The organism is Streptomyces sp. NPDC090798 (genome assembly GCF_044768965.1).
GTDB lineage: Bacteria > Actinomycetota > Actinomycetes > Streptomycetales > Streptomycetaceae > Streptomyces.
Map to the genome: position 1 here is coordinate 26263 of NZ_JBIVXA010000031.1, position 16851 is coordinate 43113.

The 16851-nt window shown below is 71.5% G+C and carries 15 protein-coding genes; 4 read left to right on the plus strand and 11 right to left on the minus strand.

Features of this window, described 5'->3' with window-relative positions:
- Positions 1 to 137: 137 nt before the first annotated feature.
- Complete coding sequence (locus ACIQTP_RS41895; RefSeq protein ID WP_403410157.1) at positions 138 to 1049, minus strand: polyprenyl synthetase family protein; 912 nt, start codon at positions 1047 to 1049, stop codon at positions 138 to 140.
- A 1050-nt stretch (positions 1050 to 2099) separates the two neighbouring features.
- Between ACIQTP_RS41895 and ACIQTP_RS41900 the strand changes: the two genes are divergently transcribed.
- Positions 2100 to 2720, plus strand: a complete 621-nt coding sequence (locus ACIQTP_RS41900; protein ID WP_402045411.1) for a TetR/AcrR family transcriptional regulator — start codon at positions 2100 to 2102, stop codon at positions 2718 to 2720.
- A gap of 28 nt (positions 2721 to 2748) precedes the next feature.
- Here the strand turns inward: ACIQTP_RS41900 and ACIQTP_RS41905 are convergent, their stop codons facing one another.
- The 4 genes from ACIQTP_RS41905 to ACIQTP_RS41920 form a co-directional block, all read right to left on the minus strand.
- On the minus strand, positions 2749 to 3786 hold the full coding sequence (locus ACIQTP_RS41905; RefSeq protein WP_403410160.1) for an alpha/beta fold hydrolase: 1038 nt from the start codon (positions 3784 to 3786) through the stop codon (positions 2749 to 2751).
- Between the two features lie 94 nt (positions 3787 to 3880).
- Complete coding sequence (locus tag ACIQTP_RS41910; protein WP_403410163.1) at positions 3881 to 4495, minus strand: GPP34 family phosphoprotein; 615 nt, start codon at positions 4493 to 4495, stop codon at positions 3881 to 3883.
- A 19-nt stretch (positions 4496 to 4514) separates the two neighbouring features.
- Positions 4515 to 5813, minus strand: coding sequence for a YbfB/YjiJ family MFS transporter (locus tag ACIQTP_RS41915; RefSeq protein WP_403410166.1), 1299 nt, complete (start codon positions 5811 to 5813; stop codon positions 4515 to 4517).
- A 117-nt stretch (positions 5814 to 5930) separates the two neighbouring features.
- Positions 5931 to 6233 carry a muconolactone Delta-isomerase family protein gene (locus tag ACIQTP_RS41920; RefSeq protein ID WP_054230335.1) on the minus strand — a complete coding sequence of 101 codons (303 nt, stop codon included), beginning with the start codon at positions 6231 to 6233 and terminating at the stop codon, positions 5931 to 5933.
- 189 nt (positions 6234 to 6422) lie between these two features.
- Here ACIQTP_RS41920 and ACIQTP_RS41925 point away from each other — a divergent pair, with 189 nt between their 5' ends.
- The 3 genes from ACIQTP_RS41925 (at position 6423) to ACIQTP_RS41935 (ending at position 8659) form a co-directional block, all read left to right on the plus strand.
- Entirely contained in the window at positions 6423 to 7343 is a 921-nt protein-coding gene (locus tag ACIQTP_RS41925) for a LysR family transcriptional regulator (protein WP_403410169.1), read from the plus strand.
- A gap of 198 nt (positions 7344 to 7541) precedes the next feature.
- Positions 7542 to 8255, plus strand: coding sequence for an SDR family NAD(P)-dependent oxidoreductase (locus ACIQTP_RS41930; protein WP_403410172.1), 714 nt, complete (start codon positions 7542 to 7544; stop codon positions 8253 to 8255).
- A gap of 26 nt (positions 8256 to 8281) precedes the next feature.
- A complete protein-coding gene (locus ACIQTP_RS41935; RefSeq protein ID WP_403410175.1) occupies positions 8282 to 8659 on the plus strand; it encodes a hypothetical protein in 378 nt (125 codons plus the stop codon).
- Positions 8660 to 8669: 10 nt separating this feature from the next.
- Here the strand turns inward: ACIQTP_RS41935 and ACIQTP_RS41940 are convergent, their stop codons facing one another.
- The 6 genes from ACIQTP_RS41940 to ACIQTP_RS41965 form a co-directional block, all read right to left on the minus strand.
- Positions 8670 to 9188, minus strand: coding sequence for an adenylate kinase (locus ACIQTP_RS41940; protein ID WP_403410178.1), 519 nt, complete (start codon positions 9186 to 9188; stop codon positions 8670 to 8672).
- 84 nt (positions 9189 to 9272) lie between these two features.
- Positions 9273 to 9782, minus strand: a complete 510-nt coding sequence (locus tag ACIQTP_RS41945; protein ID WP_403410181.1) for an O-acetyl-ADP-ribose deacetylase — start codon at positions 9780 to 9782, stop codon at positions 9273 to 9275.
- 76 nt (positions 9783 to 9858) lie between these two features.
- On the minus strand, positions 9859 to 11331 hold the full coding sequence (locus ACIQTP_RS41950) for a beta-1,6-galactanase (RefSeq protein WP_403410375.1): 1473 nt from the start codon (positions 11329 to 11331) through the stop codon (positions 9859 to 9861).
- 152 nt (positions 11332 to 11483) lie between these two features.
- Positions 11484 to 12893 (minus strand): phytoene desaturase family protein, encoded by a 1410-nt coding sequence (locus tag ACIQTP_RS41955; RefSeq protein WP_403410184.1) that lies wholly within the window; start codon positions 12891 to 12893, stop codon positions 11484 to 11486.
- A 1086-nt stretch (positions 12894 to 13979) separates the two neighbouring features.
- Complete coding sequence (locus ACIQTP_RS41960; RefSeq protein ID WP_403410187.1) at positions 13980 to 14825, minus strand: inositol monophosphatase family protein; 846 nt, start codon at positions 14823 to 14825, stop codon at positions 13980 to 13982.
- Between the two features lie 87 nt (positions 14826 to 14912).
- Complete coding sequence (locus ACIQTP_RS41965) at positions 14913 to 16733, minus strand: gamma-glutamyltransferase family protein (RefSeq protein WP_403410190.1); 1821 nt, start codon at positions 16731 to 16733, stop codon at positions 14913 to 14915.
- Positions 16734 to 16851: the final 118 nt, after the last annotated feature.

Consider the following 16851-nt stretch of genomic DNA (forward strand, 5'->3'; position numbering starts at 1 on the left):
AGTGTTGCGCATGCCGGCGCGCCACGCCGATCAACGCGACAGCCGCAGCCTGAACGCATCCTGAACGCGCGGCCATGCCTCCGGGAGGCCGTTCCCCGCAGGCACCCCTCTCGGGTTCCTGGGTGATCCGATACGGCTCAGTGCGCCGGCCGGGTGAGGAGCGCCAGGGCGCGGACGTGGGCCATGTGAGCGGTGGCGGGCAGTCGGGTGAGGAGTTCGCGGGCCCTGCGGGCGTACTCGTCGGCCATCGCGTGCGCGGTGTCCAGGGCGCCGGTCCGCTCCAGCACGGCGCGGATCCGGCACAGGGCGAGCGCCGGTTCGGTCTCGTCCAGCAGGGCGTGGCGCAGCGCCGCGCGGCTCTCGGGGTCCGCGCGCCGGTGGGCGATCAGCACGGGCAGCGTGGGACAGCGGTTGCGTACGTCGCTGTCGGAGGGCTTGCCCATGGCGCGCGCGGCGATCGGGTCGTACGGCAGCACGTCGTCGCGGATCTGGAAGCAGATCCCGAGGTGGTCGCCGAAGTCGCCGAGCAGTTCCGTCGTCGGGGCGTCGCCGCCGCCGAGGATGGCGCCCACACGGCAGGCGGCCGCCAGCAGCACGGCGGTCTTCGCCCGGGCCATCGCCACATACGCGCCGACGCCCAGCTCCAGGTCACCGCGCATCGCCAGTTCGTCGAAGGCGCCCCGGCAGATCGCGACCCCGGCCTCGGCCTGCACGGCCATGGCGCGTTCGACACGGTCGGCGGACACTCCAAGGCGACGGCACTCGGAAAGCGCCGCGAACCAGGAGAAGAACAGGGCGTTGCCCGCGACGACGGCCTGAGCGGGTCCGAACTCCGTGTGGACGGCCGCGCGACCGCGCCGCTCGGTGTCGCGGTCGATGATGTCGTCGTGCAGGAGGCTGCCGACGTGCGCCCCCTCGATACCGACCGCGGCGGGCAGCACCGCGGCCAGCTCACCGCCCACCGTGAGCGCCGCGTGCAGCAGCAGCGAGGGCCGCAGGAGCTTGCCCGGCGGGATCATCGCGTACCGGTGCACGGCGTCCAGCCCCACCGAGCGCCCCGGCCACCGACGACCGAACTCCGCCTCCAGAAGCTCCGCGAACTCGACGGGGGGTGCCGGGGGGTAGGGCGGGGATCCGGGCTGGGGCTGAGGCTGGGACTGGGGCTGAGGCTGGGACTGGGGCTGAGGTTGGGGCTGGGACACGGGCAGGGGCCTGGGTACGGGGTGGGGGTCGGGCGCAGGCCCGAAGCTGGGGCGGGGGTCGGGCGCAGGCCCGAGGTGGGGCTCGGGGTTGGGCACGGGGTGGGGGTCGGGCGCAGGCCCGAGGTGGGGCTCGGGCTTGGGCTGGAGCCGGGGGCCGGGGTGGGGACTGGGCTGGGCCCCTGGGCCGAGTCGAGGCTTGGGCTGAGCCGCGGGGCCAGGACGGAAATTGGGCTGAGCCCCGGAGCCGGGTCGAGGCTTGGGATGGCGCTGGGGCCCGCATCGGGCATGGGGCTGGTCCTCGGGCTGAGCCTGGGGCCGCGCCTCGGGCCGGGCCTCAGGCCGCACCTGAGGCTGGACCTGGGACCGGGCTTTGGGCCCGGCTTGGGGCCGCGCCTCGGGTCGGGCTTCGGGCCGCGCCTCGGGCCGCACCTGAGGCTGGACCTGGGACCGGGCTTTGGGCCCGGCTTGGGGCCGCGCCTCGGATCGCGCCTCCGGCCGCGCCTCGGGCCGCGCCTGAGGCTGAACCTGGGACCGAGCCCCAGGCCTGGACTGGGGCCGCGCCTCAGATCGCGCCTCCCGCCAGGCCTCGGGCCGCGCCTCGGGGCGGGGCTCGGGGCGGGGCTCGGGGCGGGGCTCGGGCTGGGGGCCGAGGTCGGCCGATGCGTCCTCGCTGGGCAGTTCGGTCATGGAGGCTCCCCCGTCACCCGCTTGCGTGAGCGTGGCGATGTAGCCACCCCAACAGACCCGCCACCCCGCCGGAACGGCTCACGCGCATCCCATGGCGGCACGCCCACGCCCCGCTGCCGGAGCTCGTGCTTCCACACCACCCGATCAGACGGTTTCACGGCACGGCCGCGACCACAGTCGGAGATAGTCGACCGGTCGTACAATTGCGTCGTGGGACGAACCAGCGACGCCAGGGAAAAGATCCTCAGCGCCGCGCAGTCGCTCATCGAGCTGCGCGGCTACTCGGCGCTGGGGGTGGCCGACATCTGCAAGGCGGCCGGCGTACCCAAGGGCAGCTTCTACTACTTCTTCGCGTCCAAGGAGGCCCTCGCCCTCGCCGTGCTCGACGAACACTGGGACGCCCAGAAGAGCGCCTGGACACGCGTCCTGAACAGCGACGAGGAACCCCTGCGGCGGCTGTACCGGCTGTTCGAGGAGACGGAGGCCGACCAGCGCGCCGGCCAGCAGAGCTGCGGCACCGTCTCCGGCTGCCTGTTCGGGAACCTCACCCTGGAGATGAGCAACCACACCGAGCCCATCCGCACCCGCCTGCAGGAGATCTTCGACGCGCAGGTCGAGATGGTCGAGTCGGTCATCACCGAGGCTCGTGAGCGCGAGGAGATCACCGTGCTCGACAGCCAGGAAGCGGCACGGGCGGTGGTCGCCCAGTTGGAGGGCCAGGTGTTGTTCGCCAAGCTCTACAACAACACCCGTCGGCTCAGCCCCCTGTGGGCGAACTGCCTGGCCCTGCTCGGTGCCCGCGCCCCGCAGGAGGCCGTTGCGGGCGCCTGACGCTCGCTACGACACCGTTCAGGGGGTATCAGAGGGCGTTGACGTCGACGACCGCCTCGGCGAATGCCTTGGGGGCTTCCTGCGGCAGGTTGTGACCGATGCCCTTCAGCGTCCGGTGGTCGTACGCGCCCGTGAAACGAGCGCGATAGGAGGCACCGTTTCCCGGCGGCGTGAACGGATCCAGTTCGCCGTCAATGGTGATCGTCGGCTGCGAGATGGCGGGACTCTGGGCAAGCCGCTTTTCCAGACGATCGAATCGCGGGTCGCCCTTGGCCAGACTCAGTCGCCACCGGTAGTTGTGGATCACGATGGGAACCCAGTCCGGATTGTCGAAGGCGGTCGCGGTCCGATCGAATGTGGCGTCATCGAAGTGCCATGTCGGGGAGACGTTCTTCCAGATCAGTTTCGCGAAATCATGCTTGTACTGTGCGAGGCCGAGCCGACCCCTTTCGGTGGCGAAATAGTACTGATACCACCACGCCCATTCGGCCTTGGGCGGCAGTGGCGCCTTGTTGCTTTCGCGGTTGGTGATGAGATAACCGCTCACGGAGACCAGGGCCTTGCAGCGCTCCGGCCAGAGCACCGCGATGATGTCGGCCGTCCGCGCTCCCCAGTCGAAACCGGCGAGGATCGCCTTCTCGATCTTCAGCGCGTCCATGAGCGCGATGATGTCGAGCGCGATCACCGACTGCTGGGCATTGCGGAACGTCTTGTCCGAACGGAACCGTGTGGTGCCGTGACCGCGCAGGTACGGCACGATCACCCGGTAGCCCGCCGCGGCGACCCTGGGAGCCACATCGACATAGCTGTGAATGTCGTAGGGCCAGCCGTGCAGCAGGACGACCGGGGGGCCGTGGGCGGGACCGGCCTCCGCATATCCCATGTCCAGCTCTCCGGCACGGATCTGCTTCAGCGGGCCGAAAGAGGTGTGCGTTGCGGGCTGGGCCACGGGCGGAATCGCGGACTTCTCTCCGTCGGCCGCCGAGACCGGTATCACCGGAAGCGCCGGCAGCGAGGCTCCGGCTGTTCCTACGGTGAAAATCCGGGAAAACGTACGCCTGTCCATGGATTTCACCTTTCTTGACCGGCGTGTGGACAGTGGGGTGGCCGACAAGTTCGGGACTTCATGCATTCCGTCGTGCATGACGTCGTGAACGACGTCATGTGCCGTCGCCGCCTCGCCAGATGTTGTCGAACGCCGCGTCTTCGATGCTTCGCCGTTGCCGTACTGCTTCCAGTTCCGTCACCGCGCCGTTGACGGCGGCCAGCACAGTCAGGACCGAGTCGTCGACAAGATCCGCGGCCTCCTCGGTCGACTCGTCGTGGATGCCCACGGCGGCCGCGAGAACCGTGAGGATGGGCTCGCCCGAGGTCCAGCGTTCGTCCGCGTGGCTGCGGTCCGGCGACTCGGCCGCCTCCGTACGGCCGCCGCCGAAGGGAATCCAGCGGTGGCGAGGCCGGGTGAGCCGTCCCTCCGCCTCCAGGTCCGCTCGATAGGCCGCGGACAGCCCACGGCCCCGGCGCCACAGCCAGTCGTCAACGGACTCGTACGGCGTCTGCCGCACCAGCGACCCCACCGCCCCGTCCAAGAGACGGTCACCCATGGTCCACCGCGCGCCGGGCACGATGCGGTCGTCCTCCAGCGTGATGGCCTGAGCCTCGATGAGGTCGACCAGTTCGGCTCCCGCGAGGGCCAGCGACAGGTCGCCCTGCTCGACGGGCCGGTTGGACGGGACGTCCATGGCGATCATCAACAGGTCCCGCGGTGTGGTCATGAGGGACTCCACGTCTGAGTCAGCGGTGGCTGCCCGCGTCCGTACGGGTTTCCGCCGGTGCGGGCTGTCGTACCGGGGCGGTGGCTCGCACTACCACCATGTGGTGCGGGAAGCCGATGCGCAGCACGGCGGCGGCCACGGCGGCCACCAGAACCACGGAAGCGGCCAGGATCAGGGCCTGCTGATAGCCGTGGTGGAGCAGGGGCGCGACCACCAGCGGGCCGAGGATCTGGCCGACGGAGTATCCGGCGGTCAGGAGCGCGACGGAGCGGGGGAACTCCAGGTGGGCCCCGGTGGCCAGGGCGAGGGTGCTGACCCCGATGAACGTCGCGCCGAACAGCACCGCGGAGACCAGAGCGGCCGGCGCTCCGCCGATCAGGGCGGGCAGGGCGATGCCCACCGCCTGGACGACGAGCGCGGCGAGCAGCAGGTCGGGGCGTGACCAGCGGCGCCCGAGCCGGGCCCACAGCGCGGACGAGGGCACGGCCGCCAGACCGACCAGCACCCAGGCGCCGCCGCCCAGCGGTCCCGGGGAGCTCTGTTCGATCGCGGCGACCAGGAAGGTGCCCGCGATGATGTAGCCGATGCCTTCCAGCGTGTAGGAGGCGAACAGGGCGGTGAACCAGCGGTGCGTGCGCGGCGCGTGGCTCGAATCCGCGGTCGCCGCGGTCGCCGCGGTGACTGTGGTGGCCTTGGTGGCCTGTGTTCTCGTGGGAGGCGCTTCGGGACGGAGGGTCCACGCGGCGACGGCGAGGACCGCGGCGAGTGCGGCCGAGGCCCACCAGGCGGCCCGCCAGTCGGCGACGGGGCGCAGTACCAGGACGAGCAGGCCCGACAGGGCGATGCCCGCGCCGACCCCGCCGAACGCCCATCCGGGCAGGTGAGCCGGGTACTCCCGCAGGTGGCTGAGGAGTGAGCTGACCGCGATGACGAAGATCAGAGCGCTGGCAACCCCGGCCAGCAGCCGCAGCGCGAACCACACGGCGGTGTCGTGGGTGGCGGGCATCGCGGCCAGGGTGCCGGTCAGCACGACGAGGGAGGTGCGCAGCAGGGCTCGCGAGCGGACCACCGCGGGGACCAGGATGCCGACGAGCGCGCCGACGAGATAGCCGATGTAGTTGGCGGTGGCCAGGTTCGCGCCGGCGCCGGCGGACAGCCCCACCCCGGCGTGCATCAGCGGGAGGATCGGGGTGTAGACGAACCGGCCGACCCCCATACCCGCGGCGAGTGCCGCGGCGGCCCGGGCCACGTGCCCCCAGGGCGAGTGCGGCGCGCCGGCACCTCGGGCCGGGGAGGCGCGCAGGGGTCGTACGCTCATGACGAAGTCCATGTCGGGCCGTGATCCTTCTCAGGTCCTGGTCCATGTCGGGCACTGGTGCGAGCCAGTCCTGGTCCATGTCAGGTCCTGGAGCGTGTCAGGCGCTGATCCCCGCCGTCACCGCGCGGCGTCGGTCCGGCCCGGGTCGTTGGGGTGGGACTCGAGCGCGGTGACGGTGAGGCTCATCCATGGGCGCAGCGGCAGTGTGCCGAGCACCTTCTCGTGGAGCTCGTCCTCGTCACCGGCACACCAGATGCCGATGCTGCGCAGCTCGCCGACCGGGCGCCAAAGCCGCGCCAGGTTGCCGGTGGCGGCCAGTTCCCGGGCACGGACCGCCTCGGCGGCACGCCGCCGGTCGACCTCGTCCTGAGTGGTGCCCTCGGGAATCGTGGTGGTGATCTCGACCAGGAACTCGCGCATGGTCCTGCTCCGCTCGATGGGACGTCCGGCGGGCACCGGAGCGTCGCGGGGGGTGATGGTGGCCGGCCGGAGGACCGCTGAGGTCGTCCGCCGTCGGGCTTCCATGAGCTCCATCGTCCGCCAGCCACCGGGGCGATGCCACGACAGGCTTCCTTCCTGCTGGGAGGCGCTGCCTCGCACCGACGTAGCATGACCAGCGTGGAGTTGCGCCAACTGCGGTATTTCGTCGCCGTCGCCGAGGAGCTGAACTTCGGCCGGGCCGCCGAGCGCCTGCTGATCGCGGGTCCCTCTCTGTCCCAGCAGATCAAGGCGCTCGAACGCGACCTGGGCGTGCGGTTGTTCGATCGCGATCGTCGCTCGGTGTCCCTCACCGCGGCCGGTTCGGCCCTGCTCCCCCACACCCGCGCCCTGCTCGAGCGGGCCGACGACCTCCAGCGGCGGGCCGGTCGACTGTCCGGATCGGAACCGGTACGGCTCGGCTACGTCAACTGGCTCCCGTCGGACCTCTCCGCCCGTACCGCCACGGTGGCCCAACTTCACCTCGACGCATGGGTCGCGCCCTCGCACACCCAGGCCGCCCGGGTCGCCGCGGGCGGTCTGGACCTCGCGGTGTGCTGGGTGCGGACCGAGGACCTGGAGGACCGCGGCCTGCGCGCCCGGCTCATCGGCGCCGACCGGCTCTACGCCGTCGCCGGCGGCGACGACACGAGCGAGGTGGCCGCCCGGGACACCGCCGTCCTCCTCGACGACGACACCACCTCCTGGTCGTCCTGGAACGTCTACGCCGAAGAGCTGGCCCAGGACACCGGGGCCCGTGCGGTGCGCATCTCCAACGGCGGCATCACCGGATCGGCGTTCTTCGATCACGTCCGTCGCTGCAGCCGCCCGGTGGTCAACTCCCCCAAGGGCCAGACCACCCCGCTGCCGCCCGATCTGGTCCAGCGCCCGGTCACCGCACCGGAGATCTACTGGACGTGGTCGCTGGTCTGGCGCGAGAACGAGGACCGCCCGGCCGTCCTCGCCGTCGTCGACGCCCTCTGCGACGGCGTGGGGGACCTCGGCATCCGCGCCCCGGGCGCGTGGCTGCCGGACGGGGATCCGCACCGGTAGGGGCACCGGCCCACTGACCTGGACTGGGAGGCCGCGCCTACCAGCAGGGAGGGATTCGGTCCTGGCCAGACCCCTGTTGACCTTTGACTTCTCCTCTCCACCACGCCTAACTTCCAACTAGTCGACCGGTCGGCTAGTAGCGTGATCGATGACCGGTCAAAAGAACCCACTTCATCACGGAACTCGGAGAAGATCACCATGAGCTCTCAGAACCAGAGGGTCGCTGTCGTCACCGGAGCCTCGCAGGGCCTCGGCGCGGGCATCGCCGAGGCCTACCGCAAGCTCGGGTACGCCGTCGTCGCCACCTCGCGCACGATCGCTCCCGCCGACGACGCGGGCCTCGTGACCGTTCAGGGTGACATCGCCGACCCGGCCACCGCCGAACGCGTCATCGCCACCGCGGTCGAGCGGTTCGGCCGTGTCGACACCCTGGTCAACAACGCGGGCGTCTTCCTCGCCAAGCCCTTCCACGAGTACACCCAGGACGACTACGCGGCGGCGACCGGCGTGAACCTCACCGGCTTCTTCCGCATCACCCAGCTGGCCGTCGAGCAGATGCTCGCCCAGGGCGGCGGCCACATCGTCAACATCACCACCAGCCTGGTCGACAACGCCGACTCCAACGTCCCCTCCGTACTCGCCTCGTTGACCAAGGGCGGTCTCCAGTCCGCCACCAAGTCCCTCGCCATCGAGTACGCCACGCGCGGGATCCGCGCCAACGCCGTTTCGCCGGGCACCATAAAGACCCCGATGCACGCCGAGGAAACCCACGAGGCCCTCGCCGGGCTGCACCCGGTCGGCCGGATGGGCGAGACGAGCGACATCGTCGATGCCGTGATCTACCTGGAGAACGCCCCGTTCGTCACCGGCGAGATCCTCCACGTCGACGGCGGCATGAGCGCCGGTCACTGACGGAACACGACGAGGGAAGAATCCTGATGAACAGCACGACGGACAGCGACACGGAAGCGATCCTGCGCGGCGTCCTCGACCAGTGGAAGGCCGCCGTCGACAGGCACGAGCCGGACCAGGTCGCCGCCCGGTTCACCGAGGACGCGATCTTCCAGGGGCTGCACCCCTACAGCGTCGGAAGGCCGGGGGTCGCGGCGTACTACGCCTCCCAGCCCATCGGCATGGCCGCCGCGTACCGGATTCTCGAGACCAGACGCCTCACCGACGACCTCGTACTCGGATATCTGAGCGTCGACTTCTCCTTCACCGACCGCCCCACCCTCAACGTCAAACTCGGCGTAGTGGTGCAACGCGTGGGGGAGGCCTGGTACATCCGCCACTACCAGGTGTCACGGCTCGAGTAGTCCGGCTCCCTTACAGGGACTTCACCCAAGCCGCGGTGTCGCCGGGGTGGCCGAAGCGAAGCGTGTCGAGGGGCGCGAAGCGGGGGTCGCCGGCGCGGCGGGTGATCTCGCGGCGCCGGTTCGCGTGCTGGGACCAGGCCCACCAGACGGGGTGTTCCCGGCTCAGCCAGCCCGTCCAGGTCTCCCTGTTGCCGCCGAACAGCGGCTCGCGTGTGACGGTGCGGCGGACGGAACGGCGCAGGACGCGGGGCAGGACGACCCGTTTGGGATAGTCCAGCCATATCACCGTGTCGGCCCGGTCCCACATCAGGTCACGGACTTCCGGAGAGCCGAGGGAGTCAATGACCCAGCGGGGCTCGGCGGTGATCCGCAGCACGTCCTCGCTCAGCTTCTCGTTCACGGCCCACCCGGCGCCGGTGAAGTACAGCGCGTCCATCTCGTGGTACGGCAGGCCGAGGCGACCGCTCAGGCCCCGGGCGAGCGTGGACTTACCCGCACCGGTACTGCCCACCACCAAGATCCGCCGCATCCCCGAACCTTAACCGAGCCGGACCCGTGCGAGAGAAGCCGGACCCGTGCGAGAGAAGGGGGACCCGTGCGAGAGAAGGGGGAGTCAGCGCACCTGCGCGGCGAACGCCTCGTACGCCGGCTTGTCGAAGAGGACGAACGTGACCTCCTCGACTGCCGTCCGCGAGGCCCGTACCGTCTCCACCGCGATCCGGGCGGCGTCGTCCATCGGCCACCCGTAGATACCGGCGGAGACGGCCGGGAAGGCGACCGTGCGGGCGCCGAGTTCGTCGGCCACCTTCAGCGACTCCCGGTAGCAGGAGGCGAGGAGTTCCGAGCGGTCCTCCTCGCGGCTGAAGACCGGGCCGACCGTGTGGATCACCCACCGTGCGTCCAGCTCGCCCGCGGTGGTGGCGACCGCCCGGCCCGTGGGCAGGCCCTTGCCGTAGTGGGAGGCGCGGAGCTTGCGGCAGTCGGCGAGGATGGCGGGGCCGCCACGGCGGTGGATGGCCCCGTCCACGCCTCCCCCGCCGAGCAGCGACGAGTTCGCCGCGTTGACGATCGCGTCGGCGCTCTGACGGGTGATGTCTCCCTGGACCAGGGTGATGGCGGTCATGACGGCCTCGGCCTCCTCGTATGCGGTCTTCGATCCTCGCCGCATCGCGCTCCGGCCGCCACGCGATAACCGACTGTCAGACGACCACTCCGTCGATCTCGAAGGTCTGCACCGACGCGGCGGAGAAGGCCGCCGTCAGTGTCTTGCCGCTCAGATAGGTGTCCGAGTGGGCGGTGTAGAGGTCGCCGCCGCCGGAGGTGACGGTGTTCCAGCGGCGTACGAGTCCGCCGCTGCCCCCGGTGACCTGGCTGAACTTGGACAGGTCGAAGGTGAGGTTCTGCGCGGCGCCGGAGTTCACGGCCACGATGACCAGACGCTTCGCGCTCGCGTCGTACGCCGCTGCCGCGTATCCGACACCGGTGTCGATGATGGTCATGCCGGGGCGGATGTGCCGGCTGAACTGGGCCATCACGTAGTACTTGGTCTGGACGGTCGTCGGCTGGAGGGTGCTCTGGTCGTAGGCGATCATCGCCCAGCCGGTGCTGGGGTCCATCACCTGCCAGTACACCCACGCGGTCGGGTGCAGCCAGCGGAAGTCCAGGCAGAGGTTGCTCGCCAGGGTGAGGCCGGTGGCGTCGGAGTCGCCCGTCTCGGAGTTCCACAGCCGCTTGCCTGCCGTGGTGACGACGTCGGTGTAGAGGAGGTCACGGCGGCCACCGGAGCCCTGGTACCCGTGCACGTTGACCCGGTTGACCTGGGCTTTCGTGGTCGAGCTGAAGGAGTTCCACGTCGTGCGGGCCAGGTCGTAGTTCGTCTCGTCGGACGCGGAGACCAGGGTGGTGGTCAGACCGCGCTTGTCGAGCTCGCTGCGCAGATACGGGAGCACCGCCGCCTGGACGGTGGCGTCCATGTGGCAGCCCTCCTGGGTGCCCGTCGCCGTCCACCAGTTGGAGGAGGGCTCGTTGAACGCGTCGACGGAGCTGAAGCTCACGCCCCAGTTGTTCTTCGCGTGGAGCGCCACCGCGGCCAGGTGGGAGGCGTGCTGACGGTAGTTCCAGGACTGGAGGTTGTTGCCGCCGTCGGACGCGCCGGACGGGTTGTGGTTGAGACACATCCACCACATCGGCGAGTTGGCGAACAGCTCGCTGACGGCGCCGCGTTGGGTCGCCTTGACCAGGGCCGCCCGCTGATTGGCGTCGGCCGTCCAGTCCCAGGCGGAGGAGGTGGGGTCCTCGTTGTTCCAGTCCTGCCAGTACCCCTCGATCTGCTTGAACGCGGGGATGTTGGCGGAGGCGACCATGCTCGCGCCGCTCACGGTGTTCCAGCTTGACGCGCCCAGGTTGTAGCGGGCGATGTTGAGGCCGAGGCCCGGCAGCGTCTTGCCGCCGTACGCGACGGACTTGGTGGTGAAGAAGATGTCGGCGAAGTCGTCCCGGGCGCCGAACACATTGGCCCACCAGGCGAGGGAGGTGCCCCAGCCCTCCCAACTGCCGTACGTCGTACCGGGGTTGACCCCGATGGTCGCGTCGGCCCGAGCGGTGCCCGTGGCCAGCGCACTGCCGAGCAGCGCACCACCCGCCGCGGCCAGCACCGATCTGCGCTTGATCATGTGGAAGTCTCCTGTCACGGTCATGCCACGGCCCCATCGCATGATCGGGCCGGGGCGGGACGTTGTCGAGACGCGTGACAGCGCTTTCTTCCTGTGAAACGAGGTACGGATGTGACGGCCTGCGCCGCCCCTGGTCAGGGCTGGCGCGGTGGTCAGGACTGGCGCAGGCGCCGCCACACGGCCTTCGCCGCGTTGTGCCCCGACATGCCGTGCACACCTGGGCCCGGCGGGGTGGCCGAGGAGCAGATGAAGACGGCCGGGTGCGGCGTGCTGTACGGAAACAGGGAGAGCTTGGGGCGCAGCAGGAGCTGGAGTCCGGACGCGGCGCCGCAGGCGATGTCGCCGCCCACGTAGTTGGCGTTGCGCGCGGCGAGTTCGCGCGGGCCGGCGGTGGCGCGGGCCAGTACGCGGTCGCGGAAGCCGGGCGCGAACCGCTCCAACTGCCGCTCGATCGCGTCCGTGAGGTCACCCGTCCAGCCGTTCGGAACGTGTCCGTACGCCCAGAAGACCTGCTTGCCCTCCGGGGCTCTGGAGGGGTCGACGACGCTGGGCTGCACCGTGATCAGGAAGGGGGCGTCCGGCGGCCGGCCCTCACGCGAGGCCGCGCGCAGGGCGGTGGCGATCTCGGCGCGGCTCGCGCCCACCTGCACCGTCCCGGCGGTGCGTGCCTCCTCGGCCGTCCAGGGGACGGGGCCGTCCAGGGCGTAGTCGATCTTGAAGACGGCCGCCCCGTAGCGATAGTCCTCGTAGTACCGCCCGAAGCCCGCGATGCGGGACAGCGCGGCGGGTGAGGTGTCGAAGACGTAGGCGCGGGCGGGCGGCAGGTCGTCGAGACGCTTCACCTCGTAGTCGGTGTGGACGGTGCCGCCGAGGTCTTCGAGGTACGCGGTGAGCGCGTCGGAGAGGGACTGGGAGCCGCCGCGCGCGACAGGCCAGCCGCGGGCGTGCGCGGCCAGCGCGAAGACCAGGCCGACGGCGCCGGTGGCGATGCCGTCGAGCGGGGCCATGACGTGTGCGACGAGACCGGCGAACAGCGCCTGGGCCCGCTCGTCGCGGAAGCGCCGCATGAGCCAGGTCGAGGGCGGCAGCCCGGCCAGACCGAAGCGGGCGAGCGTCACCGGGTCGCGGGGCAGGGCGGTCAGTGGCAGGGACATGAAGTCGTGGGCCAGCGTGTCCCACTTGGGGAGGAAGGGGGCGACCAGTCTGCGATACGCACCGGCGTCGCGTGGGCCGAACGAGGCCGCCGTCTCGGCCACGGAGCGGGCGAGCACCGCCGCGGTGCCGTCGGGGAACGGGTGCGCCATCGGGAGCTTCGCGTGCAGCCACTCCAAGCCGTACCGCTCCAGGGGCATCGCTCGGAAGGCGGGTGAGTTGATACCCAGGGGGTGGGCCGCGGAACAGGGGTCGTGCCGGAAGCCGGGGAGTGTCAGCTCTTCGGTGCGGGCGCCGCCGCCCACGGTGTCCCGTGCCTCGAAAACGGCCACGGAGAAACCACGGCGGGCCAGCTCCACGGCAGCCGTCAGTCCGTTCGGCCCCGCACCCACCACGACCGCATCGAGCATCGACGGCACCTTCGGACTCCTTTGTCAGCCGACGGCCACTGGACATCAGGATATGCCGGGTGACTGACAGCCTTGGTGGCGCGGGGGGTTGGGAGTCGGGGAGTCGTCCGGCGGACGGGGGCTTTCGCCAGGGCCCCGTTGCCCGACAGCACCGACCATCGCCGGTGCCGGCCGCCACCGGGTTCCTGGAGCCGCCCCGGGGACGGGACCCTTCAGCAGGCGGTGGGGCTGGGGCCATCGACAGGGTCTGGGCCCGCCGGGGTCGGGGACCCGCCGGTCCTTGGACCGCCGGGGCCGGGGACCCGCCGCTCCTTGGACCGCCGGGGCCGGGGACCCGCCGCTCCTTGGACCGCCGGGGCCGGGGACCCGCCGCTCCTTGGGCCGCCAAGGTCTGGGGCCCGCCGGGGTCCAAGGGCCGCCAAAATCCAGGACCGCCCAGATCCGAAGGCCGCCGGATCCAGAACCCGCCGATGTCTGAGTGCAGCGTGATCCAGGAACCGCCAGTTCGTCCGGAAGACGTCCCACGGCCCCGAACGCGACCGCCCTCGACGCGGCGGCCGCCGGACGCGACAGTGCCGGACCGGACGACCTCGGGCCCAAGAACCCCTGGAGTGCTTGGGCCCCGGCCGCCGTCGGTCTCGGACCGCTCGTGCGGCCGTCGGCGCCCCCAGGCCTCCGCTTCCACCTCCGCCGGAACCACCGGGCTTCTGCCGCTGTCAGCAGCGGCGAGTTCACTCGGGCGTCGGCGGCCGGGCGGCTGCCCCGCGCAGCCATCGGTATCGCCGGGCTCCCGGCTCCGTGAGCAGCGGCCGGCTCACGCGACCGTCGGCTCCCTCGGGCCATCCCACCGTCCTCGGGATGGGCCGCCTGCCCCCGCACGGCCCTCGGCGCCTCCGGCGCCCCGGGACGGGCGACCACTCGCCTGGCCGTCGGCCCGGTCAGCTCCCTGGCCATCCACATGACCGGCCCACGCACCCACACGCCGCCACTGGAACCGTCGGGCACCCGTTGCGGTCGGCGGCGGCAAGCTCGTACAGCCCGGGCCGGTCCCGGTCCCGGCAGGCTCATGCGGACGCGTCGGTGGGGTCAGAGGCCGTTGATCAGCAGTTCCCGTACGCGTCGGGCCGTGGTCTCGTCGCGGGCCGCCGTGAAGGGGAGCGTGTTTCCTCCCGTGATGCGGAAGGGTTCGCCCGTGAGGGTCAGGTGGGCGCCGCCCGCCTCCTCGACGAGAAGCAGCCCCGCCGCGTGGTCCCAGGCCGCCTCCCAGGAGAAGGCCGTCGCGTCCAACTCGCCCCGGGCCACGGCCAGATACTCCAGCCCCGCCGAACCGCAGGGCCGCGGCCGCACGCCCTCGGTGCGCAGTCCGAGGAGAGCGCGCTTTTGCTCGTCGGTGGTGTAGTCGGGGTGGGAGGTGGCTATCTCGAGGTCACGGCCGGGCGTGGGCGCACCCGGGCGCAGCAGCTCGCCGTCGAGGCGGGCACCCCGGCCGCGCACGGCGACGGCGAGCTGGTCGCGGGCCGGGGCATAGGTCCAGGACGCGTGGACGACCCCGCCCACGGCGAGCGCGACGAGCGTGCAGAAGCCGGTGTCGCCGTGGACGAACTGGCGGGTGCCGTCGACGGGGTCGACGATCCAGACCGGGGCCTGTCCCTGGATCGCCTCGTACGTCGCCGGATTGGCGTGGACCGCCTCCTCGCCGACCACGACCGAGCCGGGCAGCAGCTTGGCGAGCACCTCGGTGAGGTACTCCTCGGCCTTGCGGTCGGCGTCCGTGACCAGGTCGTGCGGGCCGCTCTTCTCGTCGATCTCGTCCGCGGTCAGCTGCCTGAAGCGCGGCATGATCTCGGCGGCGGCCGCCTGCCGGACCGCTTCTTCGACGTCGGACGTGCGGCGTGCGAGAAACTCGTCGATGGTTTCGATGTCTTCGATCATGGCTCCATGACAACACGCGCCACTGACAATCCCCGCCCCTCCGGTGTACTCCGGGTGGAATCGCCGTGAATTCCCGGAGCGTGCTGATCAGCGACCCACCGCGTACCCCTGTATCCCCCGCGGGTCCGCCGCCGCGGACAGCACACCCGTCCCCGGATCCCGGGCGACCGCGCACAGCCGGCCCTCGGACCAGGCCTCGGCGACCTGGACGTTATGGCCGCGACGGCGCAGCTCCTCGACGACCGCCTCGTCCGTGCGGGACTCGACGGTGAGGCTGCCGGGGCGCATGCCGCGCGGGTGGAACGAGCCCGGGAAGCTGTCGTTGTGCCAGTTCGGGGCGTCGATCGCGCCCTGGAGGTCGAGCCCGCCGCGTACCTCGGCGCGCAGCGCCACGGCCAGGAAGAAGTGGGTCTGCCACTGGTCCTGCTGGTCGCCGCCCGGGGTTCCGAACGCCATGACCGGGACTCCGTCGCGCAGCGCCAGCGAGGGTGTCAGCGTCGTACGGGGACGGCGGCCGGGTGTGAGGGAGTTGGGCAGCCCCTCGTCCAGCCAGGCCATCTGGAGCCGGGTGCCGAGCGGGAAGCCCAGCTCGGGGACGACGGGATTGGACTGAAGCCAGCCGCCGCTCGGCGTGGCGGCGACCATGTTGCCCCAGCGGTCGACGACGTCGAGGTGGCAGGTGTCGCCCCGGGTGCCCCCGTCCCGGGCCACCTCGGGTTCCCCTGCGACCCTGGCGACGGTGGGTTCGCCCGCGCCCGGCATCGCCGGCGCGTCGAAGCCCGGCGCCCCGGCGGCGACCTCGCGCGCGTGGCCGCTGATCGTCGGGGGGCGCCCTCCGGGGCTGCCGGGGCGCAGCTCGCAGGAAGCCTTGTGGCCGATGAGTGCGCGACGCTCGGCGTTGTACTCCTTCGACAACAGCTCGTCGAGGGGCACCTCGGCCGCGTCCCCGTACCAGGCCTCCCGGTCGGCCATGGCGAGCTTGCAGCCCTCGACGAGCAGGTGGACGTACTCCGCGGAGCCGTACCGCGGCAGCCGGGGCGGGAGCAGGGCGAGCTGCTGGAGGAGGACCGGGCCCTGGCTCCAGGGGCCCGCCTTGCACAGGGTCCAGCCGCGCCAGTCGTACGTCGCGGGCGCCTCGTAGCTCGCGGACCACGAGGCCAGGTCGGTGGCTGTCAGGGTGCCGGTGTGGCGCTTTCCGCTGGTGTCCATGGTGGGCCGCCCGGCCTGCCGCACCAGGGCCTCGGCGATGAAGCCCGAGCGCCAGACGCGGCGCGCGGCCTCGATCTGCGCCACCCGGCCGGTCTCCCCGGAGACCTCGGCGAGCAGTCGGCGCCAGGTCGCGGCGAGAGCGGGATTGCGGAACAGTTCCCCGGGACGTGGCGCCTTCCCGCCGGGCAGATACACCTCGGCCGACGAGGTCCACTCCGTCTCGAAGAGTGCGCGCACCGACTCCACGGTCTCGCCGACCCGCTCCACGGGCGGGTGCCCGTCCTCCGCGTATCCGATGGCGTACTTCATGACGTCGGTGAGGGACCTCGTGCCGTGGTCGCGCAGAAGCAGCATCCACGCGTCGAAGGCGCCGGGCACGGCGGCCGCGAGCGGCCCGGTGCCGGGTACGAGATCCAAACCGAGTCCCCTGTAGTGGGCGATCGTCGCCCCGGCGGGCGCGACGCCCTGCCCGCACAGCACACGCACCTCGCCGCCTGCCGGGGCGAGGATGATCGGGACCTCGCCGGCGGGTCCGTTGAGGTGCGGCTCGACCACGTGCAGCACGAAGCCCGCCGCGACGGCGGCGTCGTAGGCGTTGCCGCCGTCCTCCAGGACGGCCATCGCCGACTGCGAGGCGAGCCAGTGTGTGGAGGACACCATGCCGAAGGTGCCCTGGAGGGTGGGGCGGGTCGTGGACATACGGCCTTTCACCTCGCTGTTTCCGCTCATCGGCCAGATCGACCGGCGCTCAGCACCGGTCCTGGGGAGAATCTGGGGAGTTCGGGTCGGAACTCTCCTCGCTCCGCTCCCCCAGCAG